The 20236-nt window shown below is 44.4% G+C and carries 20 protein-coding genes; 15 read left to right on the forward strand and 5 right to left on the reverse strand.

Features of this window, described 5'->3' with window-relative positions:
- The first annotated feature begins 130 nt into the window (after positions 1-130).
- The 4 genes from KXD37_RS07320 to KXD37_RS07335 all read left to right on the forward strand — a co-directional run bounded on the left by KXD37_RS07320 (position 131) and on the right by KXD37_RS07335 (position 4690).
- Complete coding sequence (locus tag KXD37_RS07320) at positions 131-1576, forward strand: FTR1 family protein (protein WP_188323828.1); 1446 nt, start codon at positions 131-133, stop codon at positions 1574-1576.
- On the forward strand, positions 1573-2730 hold the full coding sequence (gene efeO, locus KXD37_RS07325) for an iron uptake system protein EfeO (protein WP_188323368.1): 1158 nt from the start codon (positions 1573-1575) through the stop codon (positions 2728-2730). The genes KXD37_RS07320 and efeO overlap by 4 nt, the downstream gene beginning before the upstream one ends.
- 18 nt (positions 2731-2748) lie before the next feature.
- On the forward strand, positions 2749-3999 hold the full coding sequence (gene efeB, locus KXD37_RS07330) for an iron uptake transporter deferrochelatase/peroxidase subunit (RefSeq protein WP_263463450.1): 1251 nt from the start codon (positions 2749-2751) through the stop codon (positions 3997-3999).
- A gap of 88 nt (positions 4000-4087) precedes the next feature.
- Positions 4088-4690 (forward strand): DsbA family oxidoreductase, encoded by a 603-nt coding sequence (locus KXD37_RS07335; RefSeq protein ID WP_151174607.1) that lies wholly within the window; start codon positions 4088-4090, stop codon positions 4688-4690.
- Positions 4691-4734: 44 nt separating this feature from the next.
- Here the strand turns inward: KXD37_RS07335 and KXD37_RS07340 are convergent, their stop codons facing one another.
- The 3 genes from KXD37_RS07340 to slrA all read right to left on the reverse strand — a co-directional run bounded on the left by KXD37_RS07340 (position 4735) and on the right by slrA (position 7181).
- Complete coding sequence (locus KXD37_RS07340; RefSeq protein ID WP_263463451.1) at positions 4735-6276, reverse strand: cation acetate symporter; 1542 nt, start codon at positions 6274-6276, stop codon at positions 4735-4737.
- Complete coding sequence (locus KXD37_RS07345) at positions 6273-6587, reverse strand: DUF485 domain-containing protein (protein ID WP_024123298.1); 315 nt, start codon at positions 6585-6587, stop codon at positions 6273-6275. Before KXD37_RS07345 ends, KXD37_RS07340 begins: the two co-directional genes overlap by 4 nt.
- 435 nt (positions 6588-7022) lie before the next feature.
- Positions 7023-7181, reverse strand: a complete 159-nt coding sequence (gene slrA / locus KXD37_RS07350; RefSeq protein WP_044159932.1) for a transcriptional regulator SlrA — start codon at positions 7179-7181, stop codon at positions 7023-7025.
- A 353-nt stretch (positions 7182-7534) separates the two neighbouring features.
- Between slrA and KXD37_RS07355 the strand changes: the two genes are divergently transcribed.
- The 4 genes from KXD37_RS07355 to galT all read left to right on the forward strand — a co-directional run bounded on the left by KXD37_RS07355 (position 7535) and on the right by galT (position 11407).
- Entirely contained in the window at positions 7535-8206 is a 672-nt protein-coding gene (locus tag KXD37_RS07355; RefSeq protein ID WP_095712734.1) for a TetR/AcrR family transcriptional regulator, read from the forward strand.
- Positions 8207-8223: 17 nt separating this feature from the next.
- Positions 8224-8607, forward strand: a complete 384-nt coding sequence (locus KXD37_RS07360) for a GtrA family protein (RefSeq protein ID WP_024123295.1) — start codon at positions 8224-8226, stop codon at positions 8605-8607.
- 82 nt (positions 8608-8689) lie between these two features.
- Positions 8690-9862 carry a galactokinase gene (locus KXD37_RS07365; protein ID WP_263463452.1) on the forward strand — a complete coding sequence of 391 codons (1173 nt, stop codon included), beginning with the start codon at positions 8690-8692 and terminating at the stop codon, positions 9860-9862.
- 3 nt (positions 9863-9865) lie between these two features.
- Positions 9866-11407 carry a UDP-glucose--hexose-1-phosphate uridylyltransferase gene (galT, locus tag KXD37_RS07370; RefSeq protein ID WP_106019766.1) on the forward strand — a complete coding sequence of 514 codons (1542 nt, stop codon included), beginning with the start codon at positions 9866-9868 and terminating at the stop codon, positions 11405-11407.
- A gap of 62 nt (positions 11408-11469) precedes the next feature.
- Here the strand turns inward: galT and KXD37_RS07375 are convergent, their stop codons facing one another.
- On the reverse strand, positions 11470-11715 hold the full coding sequence (locus tag KXD37_RS07375) for a GlsB/YeaQ/YmgE family stress response membrane protein (RefSeq protein ID WP_010332356.1): 246 nt from the start codon (positions 11713-11715) through the stop codon (positions 11470-11472).
- 517 nt (positions 11716-12232) lie between these two features.
- Between KXD37_RS07375 and qoxA the strand changes: the two genes are divergently transcribed.
- Genes qoxA through qoxD form a run of 4 tightly spaced genes read left to right on the forward strand, consistent with a single transcriptional unit; the run spans position 12233 to position 16179 of the window.
- Positions 12233-13198: a cytochrome aa3 quinol oxidase subunit II gene (gene qoxA, locus KXD37_RS07380; protein WP_263463505.1), complete on the forward strand. Its 966-nt coding sequence runs from the start codon at positions 12233-12235 to the stop codon at positions 13196-13198.
- A 27-nt stretch (positions 13199-13225) separates the two neighbouring features.
- Positions 13226-15175 (forward strand): cytochrome aa3 quinol oxidase subunit I, encoded by a 1950-nt coding sequence (qoxB, locus tag KXD37_RS07385; protein ID WP_010332354.1) that lies wholly within the window; start codon positions 13226-13228, stop codon positions 15173-15175.
- Positions 15176-15188: 13 nt separating this feature from the next.
- The gene (qoxC, locus tag KXD37_RS07390) at positions 15189-15803 is read left to right on the forward strand and encodes a cytochrome aa3 quinol oxidase subunit III (protein ID WP_003236031.1); all 615 of its coding nucleotides are present in this window, start codon (positions 15189-15191) and stop codon (positions 15801-15803) included.
- Position 15804: 1 nt separating this feature from the next.
- Complete coding sequence (gene qoxD, locus KXD37_RS07395; RefSeq protein WP_103671833.1) at positions 15805-16179, forward strand: cytochrome aa3 quinol oxidase subunit IV; 375 nt, start codon at positions 15805-15807, stop codon at positions 16177-16179.
- Between the two features lie 39 nt (positions 16180-16218).
- Here qoxD and ywcE read toward each other — a convergent pair whose 3' ends face one another.
- Positions 16219-16485: a spore morphogenesis/germination protein YwcE gene (gene ywcE, locus KXD37_RS07400; protein WP_081638379.1), complete on the reverse strand. Its 267-nt coding sequence runs from the start codon at positions 16483-16485 to the stop codon at positions 16219-16221.
- 531 nt (positions 16486-17016) lie between these two features.
- On the opposite strand from ywcE, the gene rodA reads away from it, so the two are divergent.
- From rodA to KXD37_RS07415, 3 genes are all read left to right on the forward strand, one after another.
- Entirely contained in the window at positions 17017-18198 is a 1182-nt protein-coding gene (gene rodA, locus KXD37_RS07405) for a cell shape-determining peptidoglycan glycosyltransferase RodA (RefSeq protein ID WP_263463453.1), read from the forward strand.
- Positions 18199-18301: 103 nt separating this feature from the next.
- A complete protein-coding gene (gene nfsA / locus KXD37_RS07410; protein ID WP_188323365.1) occupies positions 18302-19051 on the forward strand; it encodes an oxygen-insensitive NADPH nitroreductase in 750 nt (249 codons plus the stop codon).
- 177 nt (positions 19052-19228) lie between these two features.
- Entirely contained in the window at positions 19229-20233 is a 1005-nt protein-coding gene (locus KXD37_RS07415) for an LLM class flavin-dependent oxidoreductase (RefSeq protein ID WP_127696357.1), read from the forward strand.
- The last annotated feature ends 3 nt before the right edge of the window (positions 20234-20236 follow it).

Genomic DNA, 20236 nt, shown 5'->3' on the forward strand with positions numbered 1-20236 from the left:
CCTGTAAAGGGCAGCCTTTTTGCTGTTCCGCCAAGGTTTTCAGACCTTCAAATTTTCATTGACAAAGATCGGGAACTGGCTATGATTATGATATACAATGATAATCATTTTCAATTATAGGAGGAGCATGATGGCTCGGGGGCTGACACTTATATTACTCAGCTTGTTGATGTTTTTCGGTTCGGCGGTGCATGCGGAAAATGATCCGATTGCTTCCCTGCTTGAATTAAACAAGCAAATGATCAAATCTGTACGAGACGGAGATATAGATTCCGCACAGCAAACATTTGAGACCTTCAAATCGGCGTGGAAAAAGGAAGAACCATCTATTAAGAAGGAAAACCTTTCATCCCACAGCAAAATGGACTCGAATATCGCTATGATTTCTCTTTCTTTCATTAATCAAGACGCGAACAAACTCGAAACACAGCTTGAAGAGCTTTCTTCTCACTTAGAAACCTACCAGCAGGCTGCCGTACTGAAGAAGGCATCCTCTGGTCAATCAAGGGCGTCCTTAACAGCCTATATTCAAAGCTTAAAAGACACAAAACAATTGATAGAAAAAAAACAGATGGGTGAAGCGTCAGCCGCTATCGACAACTTAATCACATCTTGGCTGGCCGTAGAAGGAGACGTCGTATCCCAATCCAAAGAAGCGTATACCACATCGGAGGAAAATCTGGCACTCATGAAGGCTGAAATCGACAGCCATCCCGATCAGGTAATAAAGCAAATTGACGAAATGATTCAATTGCTTGAGCCGATTGCTTCGAGCAGCTACAGCTGGTGGGACGCGGCATTGATCCCAATTCGAGAAGGGATGGAGGCGCTGCTTGTCATCGGGGCGCTTTTGACCATGACAAAAAAAGCCCGTGTCACCCGTTCTTCTGCATGGGTCTGGGGCGGCGCGTCAGCCGGCATGTTCGTTTCCTTAGCAGCCGGAATCGGCGTCACCCTCCTGTTCTCCTCGAATGTATTCGGAGAAAACAATTTCTTGCTAGGCGGAATCACCGGCTTGCTGTCCGCTGTCATGCTTTTGTATGTCGGGGTGTGGCTGCATAGAAACGCCTCGATGGACAAGTGGAGAGAAAAAATCAATATCCAGAAATCACAGGCACTGAAAAAACGAAGCCTGCTGTCCTTTGCGCTCATTGCATTTCTGGCAGTCGTGAGGGAAGGGCTCGAAACAGTCATCTTTTTCATCGGCCTTGTTGGAAAGCTCTCTCTCACTGAGCTGATCGGCGGGACAGCCGCGGGGCTTGTCGTTCTCGTCATCGTCGGTGTTCTTATGATGAAGCTCGGAATGCGCATTCCATTGAAGCCGTTTTTTCTGCTGTCAATGGCGGTTGTCCTGTATATGTGCGTGAAATTTCTCGGAACAGGCGTCCACAGCCTGCAGCTCGCGGGGATTCTTCCGTCTGACGCAGAAAGCTGGCTGCCGTCTGTGTCCGTTCTCGGAATTTATCCGTCCGTGTACAGTACGATTCCGCAATTGCTGATTTTGCTATTTTTACTGATTGCGCTTATCTCAGAAGCGGCAAAACATTATACAAACGGAAAGGAACTGACAAAATGAATATCACAAAGATTGCTGTAACAGCCGGATGCATCCTTGCACTGTGTGCGGGATGCGGAGCCAATGACACTTCGTCAACTAAAGAAAAAGCGTCATCTGATAAAAGCGGAGTAAGCAAAGAGATCGCAGCTTCCGTTGATAAAATGGAGAACATGATTTCCGAGCTGAATGAATCAGCTGAAAAAGCTGATCAAAAAGAGATTCAAAAGAAGGGGAAAGAATTAAACAGCTACTGGCTTTCTTTTGAAAATGATATTCGCAGCGACTATCCGTTCGAATACACAGAAATCGAAAAGCATCTTCAGCCAATCTACACAGAAGCGCAAAAATCCAAACCGGATTCAGACAAAATCAAGACAGAATCCGAGTCACTGAAAGCGTCCTTAGATGACCTGACAGAAGCGAAGAAGAGCAGCAAAAAGGCAAGCGATCAGCTGGCAAAAGCGGCAGATGAATATAAAGACTACGTCAAAGAGCAGAGCGATCAGCTTGTGAAGGCGACTGAAGCATTTACAGCTGCCGTGAAGGCAGGCGATATTGAAAAATCAAAGACGTTATATGCGAAAGCGCGCGTCTATTACGAAAGAATTGAACCGATTGCCGAAAGCCTCGGAGATCTTGACCCGAAAATTGATGCCCGTGAAAACGATGTAGAAGAAGGGGACAAATGGACAGGGTTCCACAAGCTTGAGAAAGCCATTTGGAAGGATAAAAATATTTCCGGGGAAAAGGCGACGGCTGACCAGCTTGTCAAGGATGTAAAAGAGCTTGACGGTTCGATTGAATCATTGACATTAACGCCTGAACAAATTGTGGCTGGCGCGATGGAGCTTCTGAACGAAGCAGGTATTTCTAAAATTACGGGTGAAGAGGAACGCTACTCACGAATCGATTTAGTCGATCTTATGGCAAATGTTGAAGGCTCCGAGGCTGTGTATCAAACTGTGAAAAGCGCGCTCGTAAAAGACCACTCTGATCTGACGGAAAAGCTGGATACCGAATTCAGCGAATTTGAAGTTTTAATGGCAAAATACAAAACGAATGATCAGGCCTATACGTCTTATGATAAATTAAGTGAAGATCAAATCAGAGAGCTGAGCACAAAGCTGACGACTCTTTCTGAAACCATGTCGAAGATTGCGAATGTGCTATAAAAGGAGTTTTGTAACAGCATGAGCGATGAACAGAAAAAGCCAGAACAAATTCACAGACGGGACATTTTAAAATGGGGAGCGATGGCTGGAGCGGCCGTGGCGATTGGCGCCAGCGGCCTCGGCGGTCTCGCTCCGCTTGTTCAGACCGCGGCTAAGTCATCGAAGAAGGACGAAAAAGAGGATGACCAGATTGTGCCATTTTACGGAAAGCATCAGGCCGGAATCACCACTGCCCATCAGACGTACGTGTATTTTGCCGCGCTTGATGTGACGGCGAAGGAGAAAAGCGATATCATCACGTTATTCAGAAACTGGACCAGCCTGACACACATGCTGACGTCAGGCAAAAAAATGTCGAGCGAACAGAAAAATCAATACCTGCCGCCGCAGGATACAGGTGAATCGGCTGATTTACCGCCTTCCAACTTAACGGTTACATTTGGCTTCGGGCCTGACTTTTTCGAAAAAGATGGGAAGGACCGTTTCGGACTGAAAAGCAAGAAACCGAAACACCTTGCTGCCCTTCCGGCGATGCCGAATGACAATCTCGATGCGAAGCAGGGAAGCGGAGACATCTGCATCCAAGTATGCGCAGATGATGAACAAGTGGCGTTTCACGCGCTGCGAAACCTGCTGAATCAAGCGGTGGGCACCTGTGAAGTCCGCTTTATAAACAAAGGCTTTTTAAGCGGAGGCAAAAATGGAGAAACGCCGCGCAATCTATTTGGGTTTAAAGATGGAACAGGCAACCAAAGCACCAAGGATGACACCTTGATGAACTCGATCGTGTGGATTCAGTCTGGCGAGCCTGACTGGATGACAGGCGGAACTTATATGGCTTTTCGGAAAATCAAAATGTTCCTTGAAATTTGGGACCGCTCTTCCCTGAAGGATCAAGAGGATACTTTCGGCCGCAGAAAAAGCTCCGGGGCGCCTTTTGGCCAAAAAAAGGAAACAGACCCCGTCAAGCTGAATCAAATCCCGTCAAATTCGCACGTCAGCCTTGCAAAATCTACAGGGAAACAAATTTTGCGAAGAGCCTTTTCTTACACGGAAGGCATTGACTCCAAAACCGGTTATATGGATGCAGGTCTCCTGTTTATCAGCTTTCAAAAAAATCCCGACAATCAGCTCATTCCCATGCTGAAGGCACTTTCGGCAAAGGATGCGTTAAATGAATATACGCAAACGATTGGTTCTGCTTTATATGCAATTCCCGGCGGGTGTAAAAAAGGAGAATATATCGCCCAGCGGTTGCTTGAATCATAAAAAGAAGCCATGCGGGCTTCTTTTTTAAAAAACAGTTGTAACTTTTATTGTTACAGTTTAAAATCAACCTATACGAAAGGAGACAATCATGACAGTACAGATAAAAGTTTATTCAGATTACGTGTGCCCATTTTGTTTCATTGGAAAAGCCGCTTTTGAAGAGGCGATAAAAGGAAAGGATGTTGAAGTCGAGTGGATGCCGTTTGAATTGCGTCCAAGTCCTTCACCGCAGCTTGATCCTGTAAACGACCCTTCCAAGAAGTATATGTGGCAAACCTCGATCAGACCGATGGCGGAGAAATTGGGAGTCGATATCAAATTTCCAAACGTCTCGCCTCACCCATATACAGACTTGGCTTTTGAAGGCTTTCACTTTGCCAAAAAATACAACAAAGGACATGAGTACAATACCCGTGTATTTGCAGCATTTTTCCAAGAGGGCCAAAACATCGGGGAGATTGATATCTTGACGAAGCTGGCGGAGGAAGTTGGCTTAGACGGAGCATTATTCAAAGCTGCGCTGGAAGGAAGAACATATCACGACGTGCAGCGGCAAGCTCTGAAGCACGCCTATGAAGAAGCTGACATTACAGCCGTACCAACCTTTGTCATCGGCGACACCGTGATTCCGGGAGCAGCCGGCAAGGAAGTATTTGAAAACGCGATTTCTCAGGAACAACAGAAAACGTAACCTAAGAAAGCTCTCTAAACAAAAATCTGTTTAGAGAGTCTTTTTTAATCTTGATCCATATGAATTCCCGTATGCGCCTTCACCTGAATTTCCGCAAATGTATCTTCATTAGCCGTTTTATCAGAAGACAGAAGCGTTCCAAGCCACGCACCGAGGAAACCGAGCGGAATCGAAATGATGCCCGGATTAGACAACGGGATGAGCGGCTCGCCTACAAAAATAGCACCTCCGGCCGGGTCCCATACACTCGGGCTCATCGACACGAGGACAAGAGCACTAATCAGCCCAGTCACGCTGCCCCATAATGCGCCTGAGGCATTGAATCTTTTCCAAAACACAGTAAACACAATCAGCGGAAGGTTTGCGCTGGCGGCAACGGCAAATGCCAATGCGACAAGAAAGGCGACATTTAAGGATTGAGCAAAAATCGCAAGAATGATAGACAGCACTGACACGGCGACAGATGCCCATCTGGCCGCTTTCATCTGTTCTTTCTCAGTTGCTTCTCCTTTTCTGATAATCTGGCTGTAGATATCATGGGCAAACGCTGAAGCGGCAGACAGCACCAAGCCTGTCACCACTGCCAAAATCGTGGCAAAGGCGATGGCTGATACAAACGCGAACAGGAAATCTCCCCCGAGTGCTTTTGCCAGAAGCGGCGCCGCCATGTTTCCTGCTGGATCGGCCGCTGTAATCGAGTCAAAACCGACAAACGCGGCTGCGCCAAATCCGAGAAATACCGTCATAATGTAAAACACACCGATGATCCACGTTGCTGAAACGACTGATGCCCGGGCAGTTTTGGCATCCTTAACTGTATAAAAGCGAATTAAGATATGCGGAAGGCCGGCGGTCCCCAGCACAAGTGCCAAATTCAGCGACAGGGTTTCAAGCGGGACCTTGTATTTGTTCCCTGGATTTAAAAAATCAGCGCCAAGCGGGGTAGCGGTTTTCATTTGCTCAAACATTGTATTAAGGTTAAAACCAAATTTAGAAAAAACGATGATGGAGATGACGAGGGTGCCGGCCATCAGCAAAACGGCTTTGATAATCTGAACCCAGCTCGTCGCGATCATTCCGCCGAACACGACATAAATGGTCATGAGCACTCCGACAATCAGAACGGCCGCGGTATAATCGAGCCCAAGCAGCAGTTTAATCAGCGCCCCTGCCCCCACGAGCTGAGCGATCATATAAAAGGTAGAGATGGCGATGGTATTGAGAGCGGCGACACCGCGGATCTTCTTTTCTTTAAAACGCGCCGCAATCATGTCCGCCATCGTATACTTTCCGAGATTCCGAAGCGGCTCCGCCACGATATAGAGGACAACGAGATAAGCGACAAGAAAACCGATGCTGTAAAAAAATCCGTCGAACCCATATAACGCAATCATTCCGGCAATGCCGAGGAACGACGCGGCAGACATGTAGTCGCCGGCAATTGCCAGTCCATTCTGAACACCGGTGAGCCCGCCGTCGGCCGTATAAAACTCACTCGTCGTTTTCGTTTGTTTCGCTGCAAAATACGTAATCACAAGCGTCAGTCCGACAATCGCTACAAATAACAGAAACGCTGTCAGGTTCATGTCTGTTCACCCTTCAGCTCTTCTTTTAAAGCGTTTACAAATTGGTCGTAACGAGCTGCCTTTCGGGAATACACCGTACAGAGTGTCCACGTCATAGCGAATTGAGCGATAGCAAACAGCCAAGCCCATGAAACAGCACCAACTGCCGGAGTATTCAAAAAGGTGAAATAAGACGTTAAAACAGGGAGTGAAAAATAAAAGACAAAAAAGAAAATCGCAGTTGGAACAATAAAGGCCCGTTTCTGCTTCAAAAAGGCTTGAAAAGATGGAGACCCAGCAATCTTTTGGTAATCAGCTTGCGATCTGTACATGGCTTTCCTCCTTTTATTCTGCTGAAAAATAAGCATAAAGGTACACCAATAGGTATGTACAGAAAGTCTGATTTATTCTTCAGGATCATAAAGTGGACGAAAAAAGCAGGAAACGTGAAGATAAGAACGCGGGGGTATAAAACGGGCGAAGGTTTTCCAGCTGCTGTATATTAACAAGTTTGCTTTCAAAACCTCACCAAATGCAGCCTTGCAAAGCTGCTCTTTTTCTAAAGTCCGGTTTCATGTTCGCATCACCTCTTTATGACAATGCATGTGCCAAGAGGTGACCGCATCACCAGCTGTCTGTCATATTTTAGGCTGAAACACCGTTTGTCCTCAAAATCGGCGCAGTATATAAGCTATCGAATAGAGGAAATGGTGAAAACTCAGATCAGATGATAGAAAAGCCAGAGGTAAAAGATCCGCCTGTCCGGATTAGTCTTGGCGGACGGTTTTTTTGTGATTGGTTTTCCTCATCGCTGTTTCAGATTCTAAAAACTGCCTCACATCATGAATGCCTAACCCAATGGATCTAGCTTCTTGAATCAACATATGCCAATCTTTGTCCAAATCTTTTTTAACTTGAGTTTTCATAGTAACCTCCAATTGTATAAAATGTTTTCCTGCAACATCCTGGCAATAAAAGGCAAGCCGGTGCGATGATGAGGCGAGTACAACAAATTTCACACATAGTTGCTCGGTGTTCACAAACTGAAGGAAAAATCACCTACCTATTCCCTAAAAAAATGACTAATATAACCAATGGACCTTATTTATAATAATAAACAATTAAATACTGACTGGATAGTATGTAAATGAAAATAAATCCTATTGCCTATTAAATATGACCCCTTAACAACCGAATAGCATACCTCTGGAAAGAAATAAATACCGCAAAAGATTGATCCGGTGTAAGATAAGGGTAATCATACCGGCTGGAGAAAAATATGAAAAAAAACAAATTTCAAATTAAAAGAGAGCAAACATTTGAAAAATTTATAGAGGCTGGCTTGAATCTATTGATTGACCGAGCGTATGACCCTGTGTCTGTGGAAGAAATCAGCAGAGCTGCCGGGTACAGTAAAGGCGCATTTTATGTTCATTTTGACAACATGGAAGACTTCCTGCAGCATATCTTCGAAAATCATCAAATGAAAAAACAGATTATCATCGGCTACCTGGATGAAATCGAGCGGACATCTGCGAAACCGCTGACGCTGCATGAGGCTGCAAAACATGCCGCAGAGCTGCTGTTTTCTTACTACAAAAATAAACCATCATGGGACATCACCTCGTTTGCAATGAATATGCCGACCTTTAAAGCTGTCCAAAAATGCAAGGCTTATGTAGGGCTATACGAATTGTGGGTGGAAGAAAATACTTCATATATTCATTGGCTGAAGGAGAGAAAGCTGGTTGACGACAGTATTGATCCTGTATATACGGCTAAAATAATATGTGCGGTGCTTGACGGAATCATCAAACAATCGCGTGTATTGGGCCATCCGGCCACATTCCGCAGCTTTTTTGACGCGCTTTCCGTTTTTGTTACTTTTAACCGCGAATACGCAAAGCTAAGAAATTTGAAAAGTTTTTCAGAAAGCGAGGAACATCAGTGAAGTATAGAGAAATGATTATGTATATCATTATGGGGGTTTTCACGACAATCGTGAATATCGCCAGCTTTTATATATTGGTAGAGATCATGAATGTGGATTATAAAGCTGCTACAGTAGCCGCTTGGATTTTGTCTGTTCTGTTTGCTTACATCACAAATAAAGTATATGTGTTTCAGCAGAAGACAGATGACCTGCAAAGCCTGCTTAAAGAGCTCACTGCCTTTTTCAGCGTTCGGGTGCTGTCTCTCGGCATAGACCTTGGCATGATGATCATCCTTGTCGGACAGTTCCATACAAATGAAACGCTGGCCAAAATACTCGACAATGCGGTGATTGTTGTCGTCAACTATGTCGCAAGCAAATGGCTCGTCTTTAAAAAGACAAAAGAAGAAGGGGTATGACAAGGGCGGCAGCATATGATCTTCCGTTTTCGTTACAGAAAGGCCGGGAAACAAAAAATAAAAACCATGAAAGGTGATGCACATGCGGGAAGAGTTGAAGGGGATATTTGCAAGTGTATTCGGAGAGAAAGAGGGATTACGGTTTTTTTTCGCACCGGGAAGAGTGAATCTGATTGGAGAACATACGGATTATAACGGCGGGCACGTGTTTCCGTGCGCGCTGACCATGGGTACATATGCTGCTGTTGCAGAAAGAAAAGACGGGCTGGTCAGATTGTATTCGGACAACTTTCAGGAAGCCGGCATAAAGGAATGCAATCTTGACGGCATCCGTTATCAAAAAGAAGATGACTGGGCCAATTATCCGAAAGGCGTCATATATGAATTTCAGCAAAGGGGTTATTCGATTCCGCATGGCTTTGACATCGTGTTTTCAGGGAATATTCCAAACGGGGCAGGGCTTTCATCTTCCGCTTCCATTGAGCTGCTGATGGCGGTCGTGCTCCAAAGCTATTTTCATCCTCAACTCGATGCGCTGGAGCTTGTCAAAATGGCGCAGCATGCGGAAAACACATTTATCGGTGTCAATTGCGGAATTATGGATCAATTCGCAATCGGAATGGGGAAAGAACATCATGCGATGCTTCTGAACTGCGATACGCTGGACTATGAATATAGCAAACTCGATGTCTCCGGGCTTGCGCTGGTTATTGCGAACACGAACAAAAAAAGGACATTGGCGGACTCAAGCTATAATGCGAGACGCCAAGAGTGCAGTGACGCGTTGCTGGATCTGCAAAAGGAGCTCGACATTACATCACTTGGCGACATCAAGCCTTCTGACTTCGACGCCCACTCTGGCCTGATCCAAAATGAAACGAACAGACGCCGCGCAAAGCACGCCGTATATGAAAACCACCGCGCCATCAAGACCGCCGACATGTTTAAAGAAAACAATATTCAGGAAATCGGGCGGTTAATGAAGGAATCCCACCTTTCATTGAAGGATGATTACGAGGTGACATGCCCGGAACTCGATGAGCTCGTATTTGCAGCGTGGGAGCAAGAAGGAGTGATCGGCTCAAGAATGACGGGAGCGGGTTTCGGCGGCTGCACGATCAGTATTGTAAAGGATGATTTTGTTGATGACTTTATCCAAAAGGTTGGAGACAAATATCAAGAAAAAACAGGACTCAGAGCGGATTTTTATGTCGCTGATATTGGTGAAGGAGCGAGAGAACTAAAGGGGGAGTGACACATGAGCATTTTTGAACATCTGGAACAGCTGATCGAGTATGGGCTGGAACGAAAACTGATATCGATTTGGGATCAGGAATACACGAGAAACCGACTTTATGAAGCGCTGGACATCAAACATCCCCAGCCGGTCTCAAGCACACTCATTAAGCAGAGCCAGCGTCTTCCTGACTTGCTTTCTCCCATTTACAAGTGGGCGGCAGAAACCGGCCGTATAGAAGCAAATACAGACACCTATCGAGATTTGCTCAGTGCAAAGCTGATGGGCTGTTTTGTCCCGCCTCCGTCTGAGGTCATCCGCAAGTTTGAAGAGACAAAGGCGTTATACGGACCGAAACAGGCGACAAAAGAGTTTTATCAGTATGCAGAGGATGTCTATTATATCAGGTCTGACAGAATCGCCAAAAACGTTCATTGGACGGTGCCGACCGAATATGGCGAGCTGGAAATGACAATTAACCTGTCAAAGCCCGAAAAGGACCCGAAGGCGATTGCGGCTGCCAAAGAACAGACGCAGACGAATTATCCGCCGTGTGTGCTTTGTAAGGAAAATGTCGGCTTTGAGGGAAGTGTGAACCATCCGGCCCGGCAGAATCACAGAATTATTCCTGTTATTCTCAGAGACGAGCAATGGTATTTGCAGTTCTCTCCATACGTGTATTATCCGGAGCATTGCATCGTTTTAAAGGGTGAGCATGAACCGATGGAGATCAGCAAAAAGACGTTTGAAAGACTGCTTTCATTCCTCGGGCAATATCCGCATTATTTTATTGGATCAAACGCAGACCTGCCGATTGTCGGAGGCAGCATTCTAAGCCACGACCATTTTCAAGGCGGGGCGCACGATTTTCCGATGGCGCGTGCCGAAATGACGGACAGATATGAATTAAACAGTTATCCCGGCGTGTCACTGGGCTTAGTGAAATGGCCGATGTCTGTGCTCAGGCTTCAGGGAGACGATCCGCATATTGTCGCTGACGCAGCGGACCATATATTCCGTGCATGGCAGCAATATTCAGATGAAAAAGCCGGCATAGCCGCCTTCACAGGTGATACGCCACATAATACGGTCACACCGATTGCAAGACGCAGGGGAGGCTCATATGAACTCGACATCGTGCTGAGAAACAATCGGACGGATGAGGAGCATCCATTAGGAATCTTCCATCCTCATCAGGAGGTTCATCATATTAAAAAAGAAAATATCGGCCTGATTGAGGTTATGGGCTTAGCGATTTTGCCGGGCCGTTTACAGGAAGAAATGAAAGCAACGGCAGCGTCCCTGTGCTCTGCTGATCCGAAAACAGCATTAGAAGAAAATGAGCTGACGGCTAAACATAAGGATTGGGCTCTTCGTCTGATGGAAAGAAGAACCATAACAAAAGGGAATGCGGAACAGGTTATAAAAGAAGAGCTTGGCCATGTATTCGCACGCATTCTTGAACATGCCGGCGTATTTAAACAGACACCTGAAGGAAAACAGGCCTTCAACAGGTTTATCCATTGTTTAGGCGTCAAACAAGTAAAAAGCCTCAACCGTTAAGGGAGAGGCTTTTTACTATTGAAAAAAGAGCCCAAAACGTGACGCTTTGGGCTCTGTCGCTCTTATCCTCTTTTTCTTGCTAAGAGGCTTACTAGAAATACAACAATGGCTGAACCGATAATCGCCGGGATAATGGCAAATCCGGCAAGGTGCGGTCCCCATGTTCCAAGCAGCCCGTGGCCGATCCAGGCACCGATAAGACCTGCGATCATCGACCCGATAATTCCTCCGGGCATATCTCCTTTTACAAACAGGCTGCCAACCCATCCGATAATAATAGCGACGATAAGTGAAATTATGAAACTCATCATGCAACACATCCTATTTTAAATTTATTTGCTTATATCATTCCTCCTTTTTGTATAAGATAAACAATTGAATGTGCTAATAAAAAAGCGGGATCAGTTCAGAGCATATCGCCGCTCTATTGAGCCTTTTCTTTCAATATTGGTTGCGTTAAAATGGTAATCGTGTGAAAAGGTGCTAGGCAAGGAAAAATTAATTCCCTTGTAGAATGTTTAACAAAATGAAATTTTTGATTGACCTTGGTTTTTTATTGTGGTAAACCTTTATTTGTCAGTAGAATTAGTTCTTCATCATCTTTCTTTACTTATATGCGGAAATAACTAGAAACTTTTCATCTTAAGCGATAGATATGAATAAAGTTGGAGCAATTTTTGTCGATTTTATGACATTTAAGCGAAAATGGGCTGAAGTTTATAAAAAAATAAAGCTAATAAGTGAAGTTTTTGATAGCATAACAAAGTAGAGAAAAGATTTTGAGGAAGTATGCACTTCAGATTTATTACATCAATAGGAAGGATGGTGATCTTCTTGTTCAGAGCAATAAAACCGTTACTTGTATTAGCGCTGTTAACTGTGGTTTTCGTCCTTGGGGGATGCAGCAATGCCTCAGTACTAGATCCGAAAGGGCCTGTGGCTGATCAGCAAAGTGATTTAATCCTGTTATCTATCGGATTTATGCTGTTTATTGTCGGGGTCGTCTTTGTTCTATTTACCATTATTTTAGTAAAATACCGCGACCGTAAAGGCAAAGATAATGGATCTTATAACCCAGAAATTCACGGTAACACGTTCTTAGAAGTAGTCTGGACAGTGATCCCAATTTTAATCGTCATCGCACTTTCTGTGCCAACCGTACAGACGATATATTCGTTAGAAAAAGCTCCTGAAGCAACAAAGGATAAAGAGCCTCTTGTTGTTTACGCTACTTCGGTAGACTGGAAATGGGTATTCAGCTACCCTGAACAGGATATTGAAACGGTCAACTACTTAAACATTCCTGTCGACCGCCCGATCTTGTTTAAAATCTCATCTGCAGATTCAATGGCATCGCTATGGATTCCTCAGCTTGGAGGACAAAAATACGCGATGGCAGGAATGCTGATGGATCAATACTTACAGGCTGATGAAGTGGGAACTTATGAGGGCCGCAACGCGAACTTCACAGGTGAACATTTTGCCGACCAAGAGTTTGATGTGAATGCTGTAACAGAAAAAGACTTTAACAGCTGGGTGAAAAAGACTCAAAATGAGGCTCCTAAGCTGACAAAAGAGAAGTATGATCAATTGATGCTTCCTGAAAATGTGGACGAATTAACGTTCTCTTCTACTCACTTAAAATACGTTGATCACGGACAAGACGCAGAATACGCGATGGAGGCCCGCAAACGCCTTGGCTATCAAGCCGTTTCACCGCACTCTAAAACAGATCCGTTTGAAAACGTAAAGGAAAATGAATTTAAGAAGTCTAATGATACAGAAGAATGATATTGATCAGGAAAGGAGGAAGCCCGCATGAAATTTAAATGGGATGAATTTTTTGTAACAGGTGACCCATTAATTCTGGGCGCACAAGTTTCCATTGCACTATCTACCATCGCCATCATTGTTGTACTTACCTACTTCAAGAAATGGAAATGGCTCTGGTCTGAATGGATAACAACTGTTGACCACAAAAAACTCGGAATCATGTATATTATCTCTGCTGTAATTATGTTATTCCGCGGCGGTGTCGACGGTTTGATGATGCGTGCCCAGCTAGCGCTTCCGAATAACAGTTTTTTAGACTCAAACCACTATAATGAAATTTTTACGACTCACGGTACGATCATGATTATCTTCATGGCGATGCCGTTTTTAATCGGTCTTATTAACGTTGTTGTACCTCTTCAAATCGGTGCTCGCGACGTTGCATTTCCTTACTTGAACAACCTGAGCTTCTGGACGTTCTTCGTAGGGGCTATGCTTTTCAATATTTCTTTCGTTATCGGAGGTTCTCCGAACGCAGGCTGGACAAGTTATATGCCGCTTGCAAGTAACGACATGAGCCCTGGACCGGGTGAGAACTACTACCTCCTCGGACTTCAGATTGCCGGGATCGGTACCCTGATGACAGGGATCAACTTTATGGTCACAATCTTAAAAATGAGAACAAAAGGCATGACACTGATGCGTATGCCAATGTTCACATGGACAACACTGATCACAATGGTTATTATCGTGTTTGCTTTCCCTGTGCTTACAGTAGCTTTAGCACTCTTATCATTTGATCGTTTGTTCGGCGCTCACTTTTTCACACTGGAAGCAGGCGGTATGCCGATGCTTTGGGCCAACCTGTTCTGGATTTGGGGACATCCTGAAGTATATATCGTTATTCTTCCGGCGTTCGGTATTTTCTCAGAAATTATCTCAAGCTTTGCAAGAAAACAATTGTTTGGTTACAAAGCGATGGTCGGTTCTATTATCGCCATCTCCGTATTGAGTTTCTTAGTTTGGACTCACCACTTCTTCACAATGGGGAACAGTGCGTCCGTTAACTCATTCTTCTCAATTACGACAATGGCAATCTCGATTCCGACCGGGGTTAAAATCTTTAACTGGCTCTTTACAATGTATAAAGGCCGAATCAGCTTTACAACGCCTATGCTGTGGGCGCTTGCGTTCATTCCTAACTTCGTTATCGGCGGGGTTACAGGGGTTATGCTTGCGATGGCAGCAGCGGATTATCAATACCATAATACGTACTTCCTGGTATCTCACTTCCACTACGTGCTGATCGCGGGTACTGTATTTGCTTGTTTCGCAGGATTTATTTTCTGGTATCCAAAAATGTTCGGCCACAAACTTAACGAAAAAATCGGAAAATGGTTCTTCTGGATCTTTATGATCGGGTTCAATATTTGTTTCTTCCCGCAATATTTCTTGGGGCTTCAAGGCATGCCTCGCCGTATTTACACATACGGACCGAATGACGGCTGGACAACATTGAACTTTATCTCAACAGTCGGAGCTTTCATGATGGGTGTAGGATTCTTAATCCTTTGCTATAACATCTACTACAGCTTCCGTTACTCTACTCGTGAAATCAGCGGAGATTCATGGGGTGTGGGACGTACGCTTGATTGGGCGACTTCATCTGCGATTCCGCCGCACTACAACTTTGCGGTGCTTCCTGAAGTCAAATCTCAAGATGCATTCCTGCATATGAAAGAAGAAAAAACTGAATTATACCCTGAAAGCAAATTCAAGAAAATCCATATGCCAAGCAACTCAGGCAGACCGTTCTTTATGTCTGTTGCCTTCGGTATCGCCGGCTTTGGACTTGTCTTTGAATGGTACTGGATGGGCGTAGTCGGATTGATCGGAGTCCTGCTCTGCATGGTTCTGCGTTCATTCGAATACGACAATGGCTACTACGTTAGTGTTGATGAAATAAAAGAGACGGAAAGAAAGATTTCCGAATAAGGAGGCGTGAGTTATGGAACATGCAGAACACGGCAATTCTAACGCGCCTATGGAATATCAATCTGAAACCGGCAGACTTAATATTCTCGGGTTTTGGATCTTTTTAGGGGCAGAAATTGTGTTGTTCTCAACACTATTTGCAACCTTCTTCGTTCTTCAAAACAGAACAGCAGGAGGTGTCTTACCGGACGAACTGTTTGAAGTGAATCTGGTAATGATTATGACGTTCTTGCTGCTTATCAGCAGCTTTACCTGCGGGATCGCTGTTCATGAAATGCGCCGCGGAAGTTTAAAAGGCGTAGTCATTTGGACAATTATTACTCTTCTTCTCGGCGCCGGCTTCGTCGGTTGTGAGATCAACGAGTTTGTCCACTATGTACATGAAGGAGCATCTCTCGGTACAAGTGCGTTCTGGTCTGGATTCTTTGTTTTACTTGGAACTCACGGAACTCACGTAACAATCGGTATTTTCTGGATTACAGGAATTCTGATTCAGTTGAAGAAACGCGGCTTAACTCCGCAAACTTCATCTAAAATCTTTATCTCAAGCTTGTACTGGCACTTCTTAGATGTTGTATGGATTTTCATCTTTACAGGTGTCTATCTCATGGGATTGGGGGGTCTGTAAAATGGCAAACAAATCTGCTGAACACAGTCACTTTCCATGGAAGCACATTGTAGGTTTTGCACTGTCTATTGTTTTGACCCTGCTGGCTCTATGGGTTGCAGTGTATACTGAATTGAGTCCATCAGCAAAACTTTGGATCATTTTCGGCTTCGCCTTCATTCAGGCGGCGCTCCAGCTTCTCATGTTCATGCACATGACAGAGAGCGAAAACGGCGGTATCCAAGTCGGAAACACGCTGTTCGGATTCTTCGGCGCGATCGTTATCGTGCTTGGATCCATCTGGATTTTCGCGGCTCACTATCATCACGGTGACCACATGGACGGAAATCCTCCTGGAGGCGCTGAACACTCAGAGCACTCAGGCCATAACAAATAAGCAAAAACCCTCTTCGTCAGAAGAGGGTTTTTTGCTGTTTCAGCTGCTGCTTCGCTTTCTGCGAAGGTAAGGAAGGCCATAAATGATAAAGGCCGCGATATGAGCGACAATGACGTTGACGGCAAACAGGATAATCATGAGAGTGTGTCCGAGTGGAGAAAGGCTTTCTGTTGCGTAAAAGAAGAAGAATACCCACATTAAAATAATTGGCGGAATAGCAGAGAGTGCGACTTTTTTGTTATCGAGCCAAATAAAGAGGGGAGTAGCGCTGGCAACCAATAAATAAGCAAAAAACATGTCCATCATACCCGTCTCCTTTCATTTTGTGACAGCGTTTACAAAAATGAAGTAGAGGAAATGAATTGTGTCTGTTTTGTGGTTGTTTTGTGAACGTTTTGTTACAATTATTATACCATGTTTTCCAGAAATTGATACAGGTATTTGCAGAAATGGTCTGGCACTATTGCCTTATTTTTTATCGCCAATCCGCTAGGAGAATGTATGGAAACCGTGAATGGAACAGTTTGTTTACTTAGGCATTGGTTTTCTGGGAACTTGATGTACGATAGGAACATTCAATAAATCTTTGAGCAAATCAACTTATTTAATAAGAGGCTGCATTCATAACCCTTGAGAAATAGGGTTTTTTTCATATGAAAAGTTTTGTGTCAATCGAAACATTTCGGTTTATGATACGTCATATTTCGTGTAGCTGAAAAAGCGCCGCTAATGCGCGCAAAAAACAAAAAAGGAAACGAGCTTCACGTGTCATCTTGAACGTGGTTCATGTATAATAAACATTAGTGATTTTCCGATGAAAATGTAAGGCGGGATAGAATGAGTCGATATAAGAAACAGCAAAGCCCCTTTTATCAGGGGGATTTGATTTTTATATTTGGTGTGTTTTTTATCATAAGCGTAGTATCAATTTATGCTGCCGGTCAGTTTGGGCAGTATGGGAATACGGATTGGATACAGCAAATTGTGTTTTATTTTTTGGGGGCTGTTGCCATTACAGTTCTTCTGTACTTTGATTTAGAACAGCTTGAAAAATTAAGTTTATATATTTTTATCATTGGTATTTTATCTTTGATTATTCTTAAAATCAGCCCTGAGTCCATTGCACCTGTCATTAAAGGAGCAAAAAGTTGGTTTAGAATTGGAAGAATAACTATACAGCCGTCAGAGTTTATGAAGGTTGGTTTGATTATGATGATTGCGTCAGTCATCGGAAAAGCTAACCCTAAAGGAGTTCGGACGCTTAGGGATGATATTCACCTTTTATTAAAGATTGCGGGTGTAGCGGTTATCCCTGTTGGTCTTATCCTGATGCAAGATGCTGGGACGGCGGGAATATGTATGTTTATCGTTCTTGTAATGGTTTTTATGTCAGGGATAAATTGGAAGTTGATCACGATCATTGCCGGTTCAGGTATTCTATTTATTTCACTCATTTTATTAGTCATGCTTAACTTTCCTGACGTTGCTAAATCAGTTGGGATACAGGATTATCAAATTAAGCGGGTCACTTCTTGGGTTTCTGATTCAAGTGAGACGCAGGAAGATGCAAATAGCAGCTGGCAGGTTGATCAAGCTATCATGGCCATAGGATCTGGTGGCATTGTAGGAAATGGTATTTCTGATTTAAAGGTTTATGTTCCAGAAAGTACGACTGACTTCATTTTTTCTATAATAGGTGAATCCTTTGGATTTTTAGGCTGTGCCTTTGTCGTCATCATGTTCTTCTTCTTAATCTATAGGCTTGTCGTTCTGATTGATAAAATACATCCGTTTAACCGTTTCGCTTCTTTCTTTTGCGTTGGCTATACGGCGTTAATAGTGATTCACACATTCCAGAATATTGGGATGAATATCGGTATTATGCCTGTTACCGGGATTCCGCTGCTGTTTGTCAGCTACGGGGGAAGCTCTACACTTTCCACGCTGATCGGCTTCGGGATTGTGTATAATGCGAGTGTTCAGTTGACGAGATACAGAAGTTATTTGTTTAATTCATAAAATGCAGACAGCCTCTAAAGGGCTGTCTTTTTTTGTTTCAGAGCATTTCACTTTTGACTTCACTTTTTTTGGGATATGATAAACAGATAAGGAGGTCCTTGTGATGAACAACACAATTGAAACCATTTTAAACCATCGGTCGATCCGATCTTTTACTGATCAGCTTCTGACAGCTGAGGAAATTGATACATTAGTGAAAAGCGCGCAGGCTGCGCCTACGTCCAGCTATGTGCAGGCTTATTCGATTATCGGTGTTTCCGATCCGGAGAAAAAGCGTGAACTGTCTGTGCTTGCGGGGAATCAGCCTTATGTAGAAAATAACGGGCACTTTTTTGTTTTTTGTGCGGACTTGTACCGACATCAAAAACTGGCTGAAGAAAAAGGCGAACATATTTCTGAGCTGCTGGAAAATACGGAAATGTTTATGGTCAGTTTAATTGATGCTGCGCTTGCGGCTCAAAATATGAGCATCGCCGCAGAATCAATGGGGCTTGGCATATGTTATATCGGAGGCATTCGGAATGAACTGGACAAGGTGACAGAGGTGCTGCAAACGCCTGACCATGTGCTCCCGCTTTTTGGCCTGGCTGTAGGACATCCTGCCAACCTATCCGGTAAAAAACCGAGATTGCCGAAGCAGGCTGTATATCATGAAAATACCTATAACGTGAATGAAGAGGATTTTCGTAAACATATGAGTGCATATGACAAAACCATTTCTGATTATTATAGAGAAAGAACAAACGGTCAGCGAGTGGAAACGTGGTCTGATCAAATTCTGAACTTTATGAAGCAGAAACCGCGTACGTACTTAAATGAATATGTGAAAGAAAAAGGCTTTAATAAGAACTAAATGTGAAACCTCTCCGCTGGCGGAGAGGTTTTTATGTTTCACGTGTAACATATTCCGACAAATAGAGACAAGATGACCAAATAAATGACGATTGATCGGGGGACACTGATGAACAGTGTGAGCGGCTTAGAAGAAAAAATAATGGATCAGTGATACGATGAGGACGAGGTGGTAGGGATGTTATCATTAAGTATATTAGATCAATCTCCGGTGTCCGAGGGAAGCTCTGCAGAAACGGCATTACGGGAAACTGTTGAGCTTGCCCAGGCGGCTGAGGATCTTGGGTATAAGAGATTTTGGGTTTCAGAGCATCACTTTTCAAAGCGTCTGGCAGGGTCCAGTCCAGAGGTGCTGATCAGCCACATTGCGGCGAAAACGAACCGGATCAGGGTGGGATCAGGAGGTGTCATGCTGCCGCACTACAGTGCCTATAAAGTAGCGGAGAATTTTCGTGTGCTGGAAGGTTTGACTCCGGGAAGAATTGATCTCGGCCTAGGCAGAGCGCCGGGAGGAATGCCGATTGCATCTTGGGCGCTGAATGACGGCGGGAAACGCAATGCCGATCAGTACCCGCAGCAAATCAAGGAGCTGACGATGTATTTGCATGATTTGGCGGATGACAGTCACCGGTTTCCTAATTTAACGGCTGCGCCGCATATTTCAACTGCGCCTGATGTGTGGCTGCTCGGTTCATCTGGAGAAAGCGCGCTGCTCGCCGCTGAATCGGGTGCCGGCTATATGTTTGCCCATTTTATCAATGGCGAGGGCGGGGAGGATACGGTCAGACAATATATGAGACGATTTAAGCCGTCTGTGTTAGGAGAAACACCTCGGGCGGCAGTTGCTGTTTTTGTTCTATGTGCGGATACAGAAGAGAAAGCGGAGCAGCTGGGGGCAGTGCTTGATTTTACTCTCTTGGCGGGTGAGCAGGGCATACCTTTAGAAGGCGTTCCTGATTATGAAGCTGTCCGGCAAAATACGTACTCTCCTTATGAACAAAGACGAATTGCTGATAACAGAAACCGAATGATTGTCGGTACGAAAAAACAGGTCAAGGAACAGCTGATGTCCTTGAGTAAGGCTTATGGTACAGAGGAAATCATGGCGGTGACCATTACGAACCGATTTGAGGATAAACTTCATTCTTATCGCCTTTTACAGGAGGCGTTTGCTGAGGCATGAAGC

This window comes from Bacillus sp. XT-2 (assembly GCF_025696525.1).
GTDB lineage: Bacteria > Bacillota > Bacilli > Bacillales > Bacillaceae > Bacillus > Bacillus halotolerans.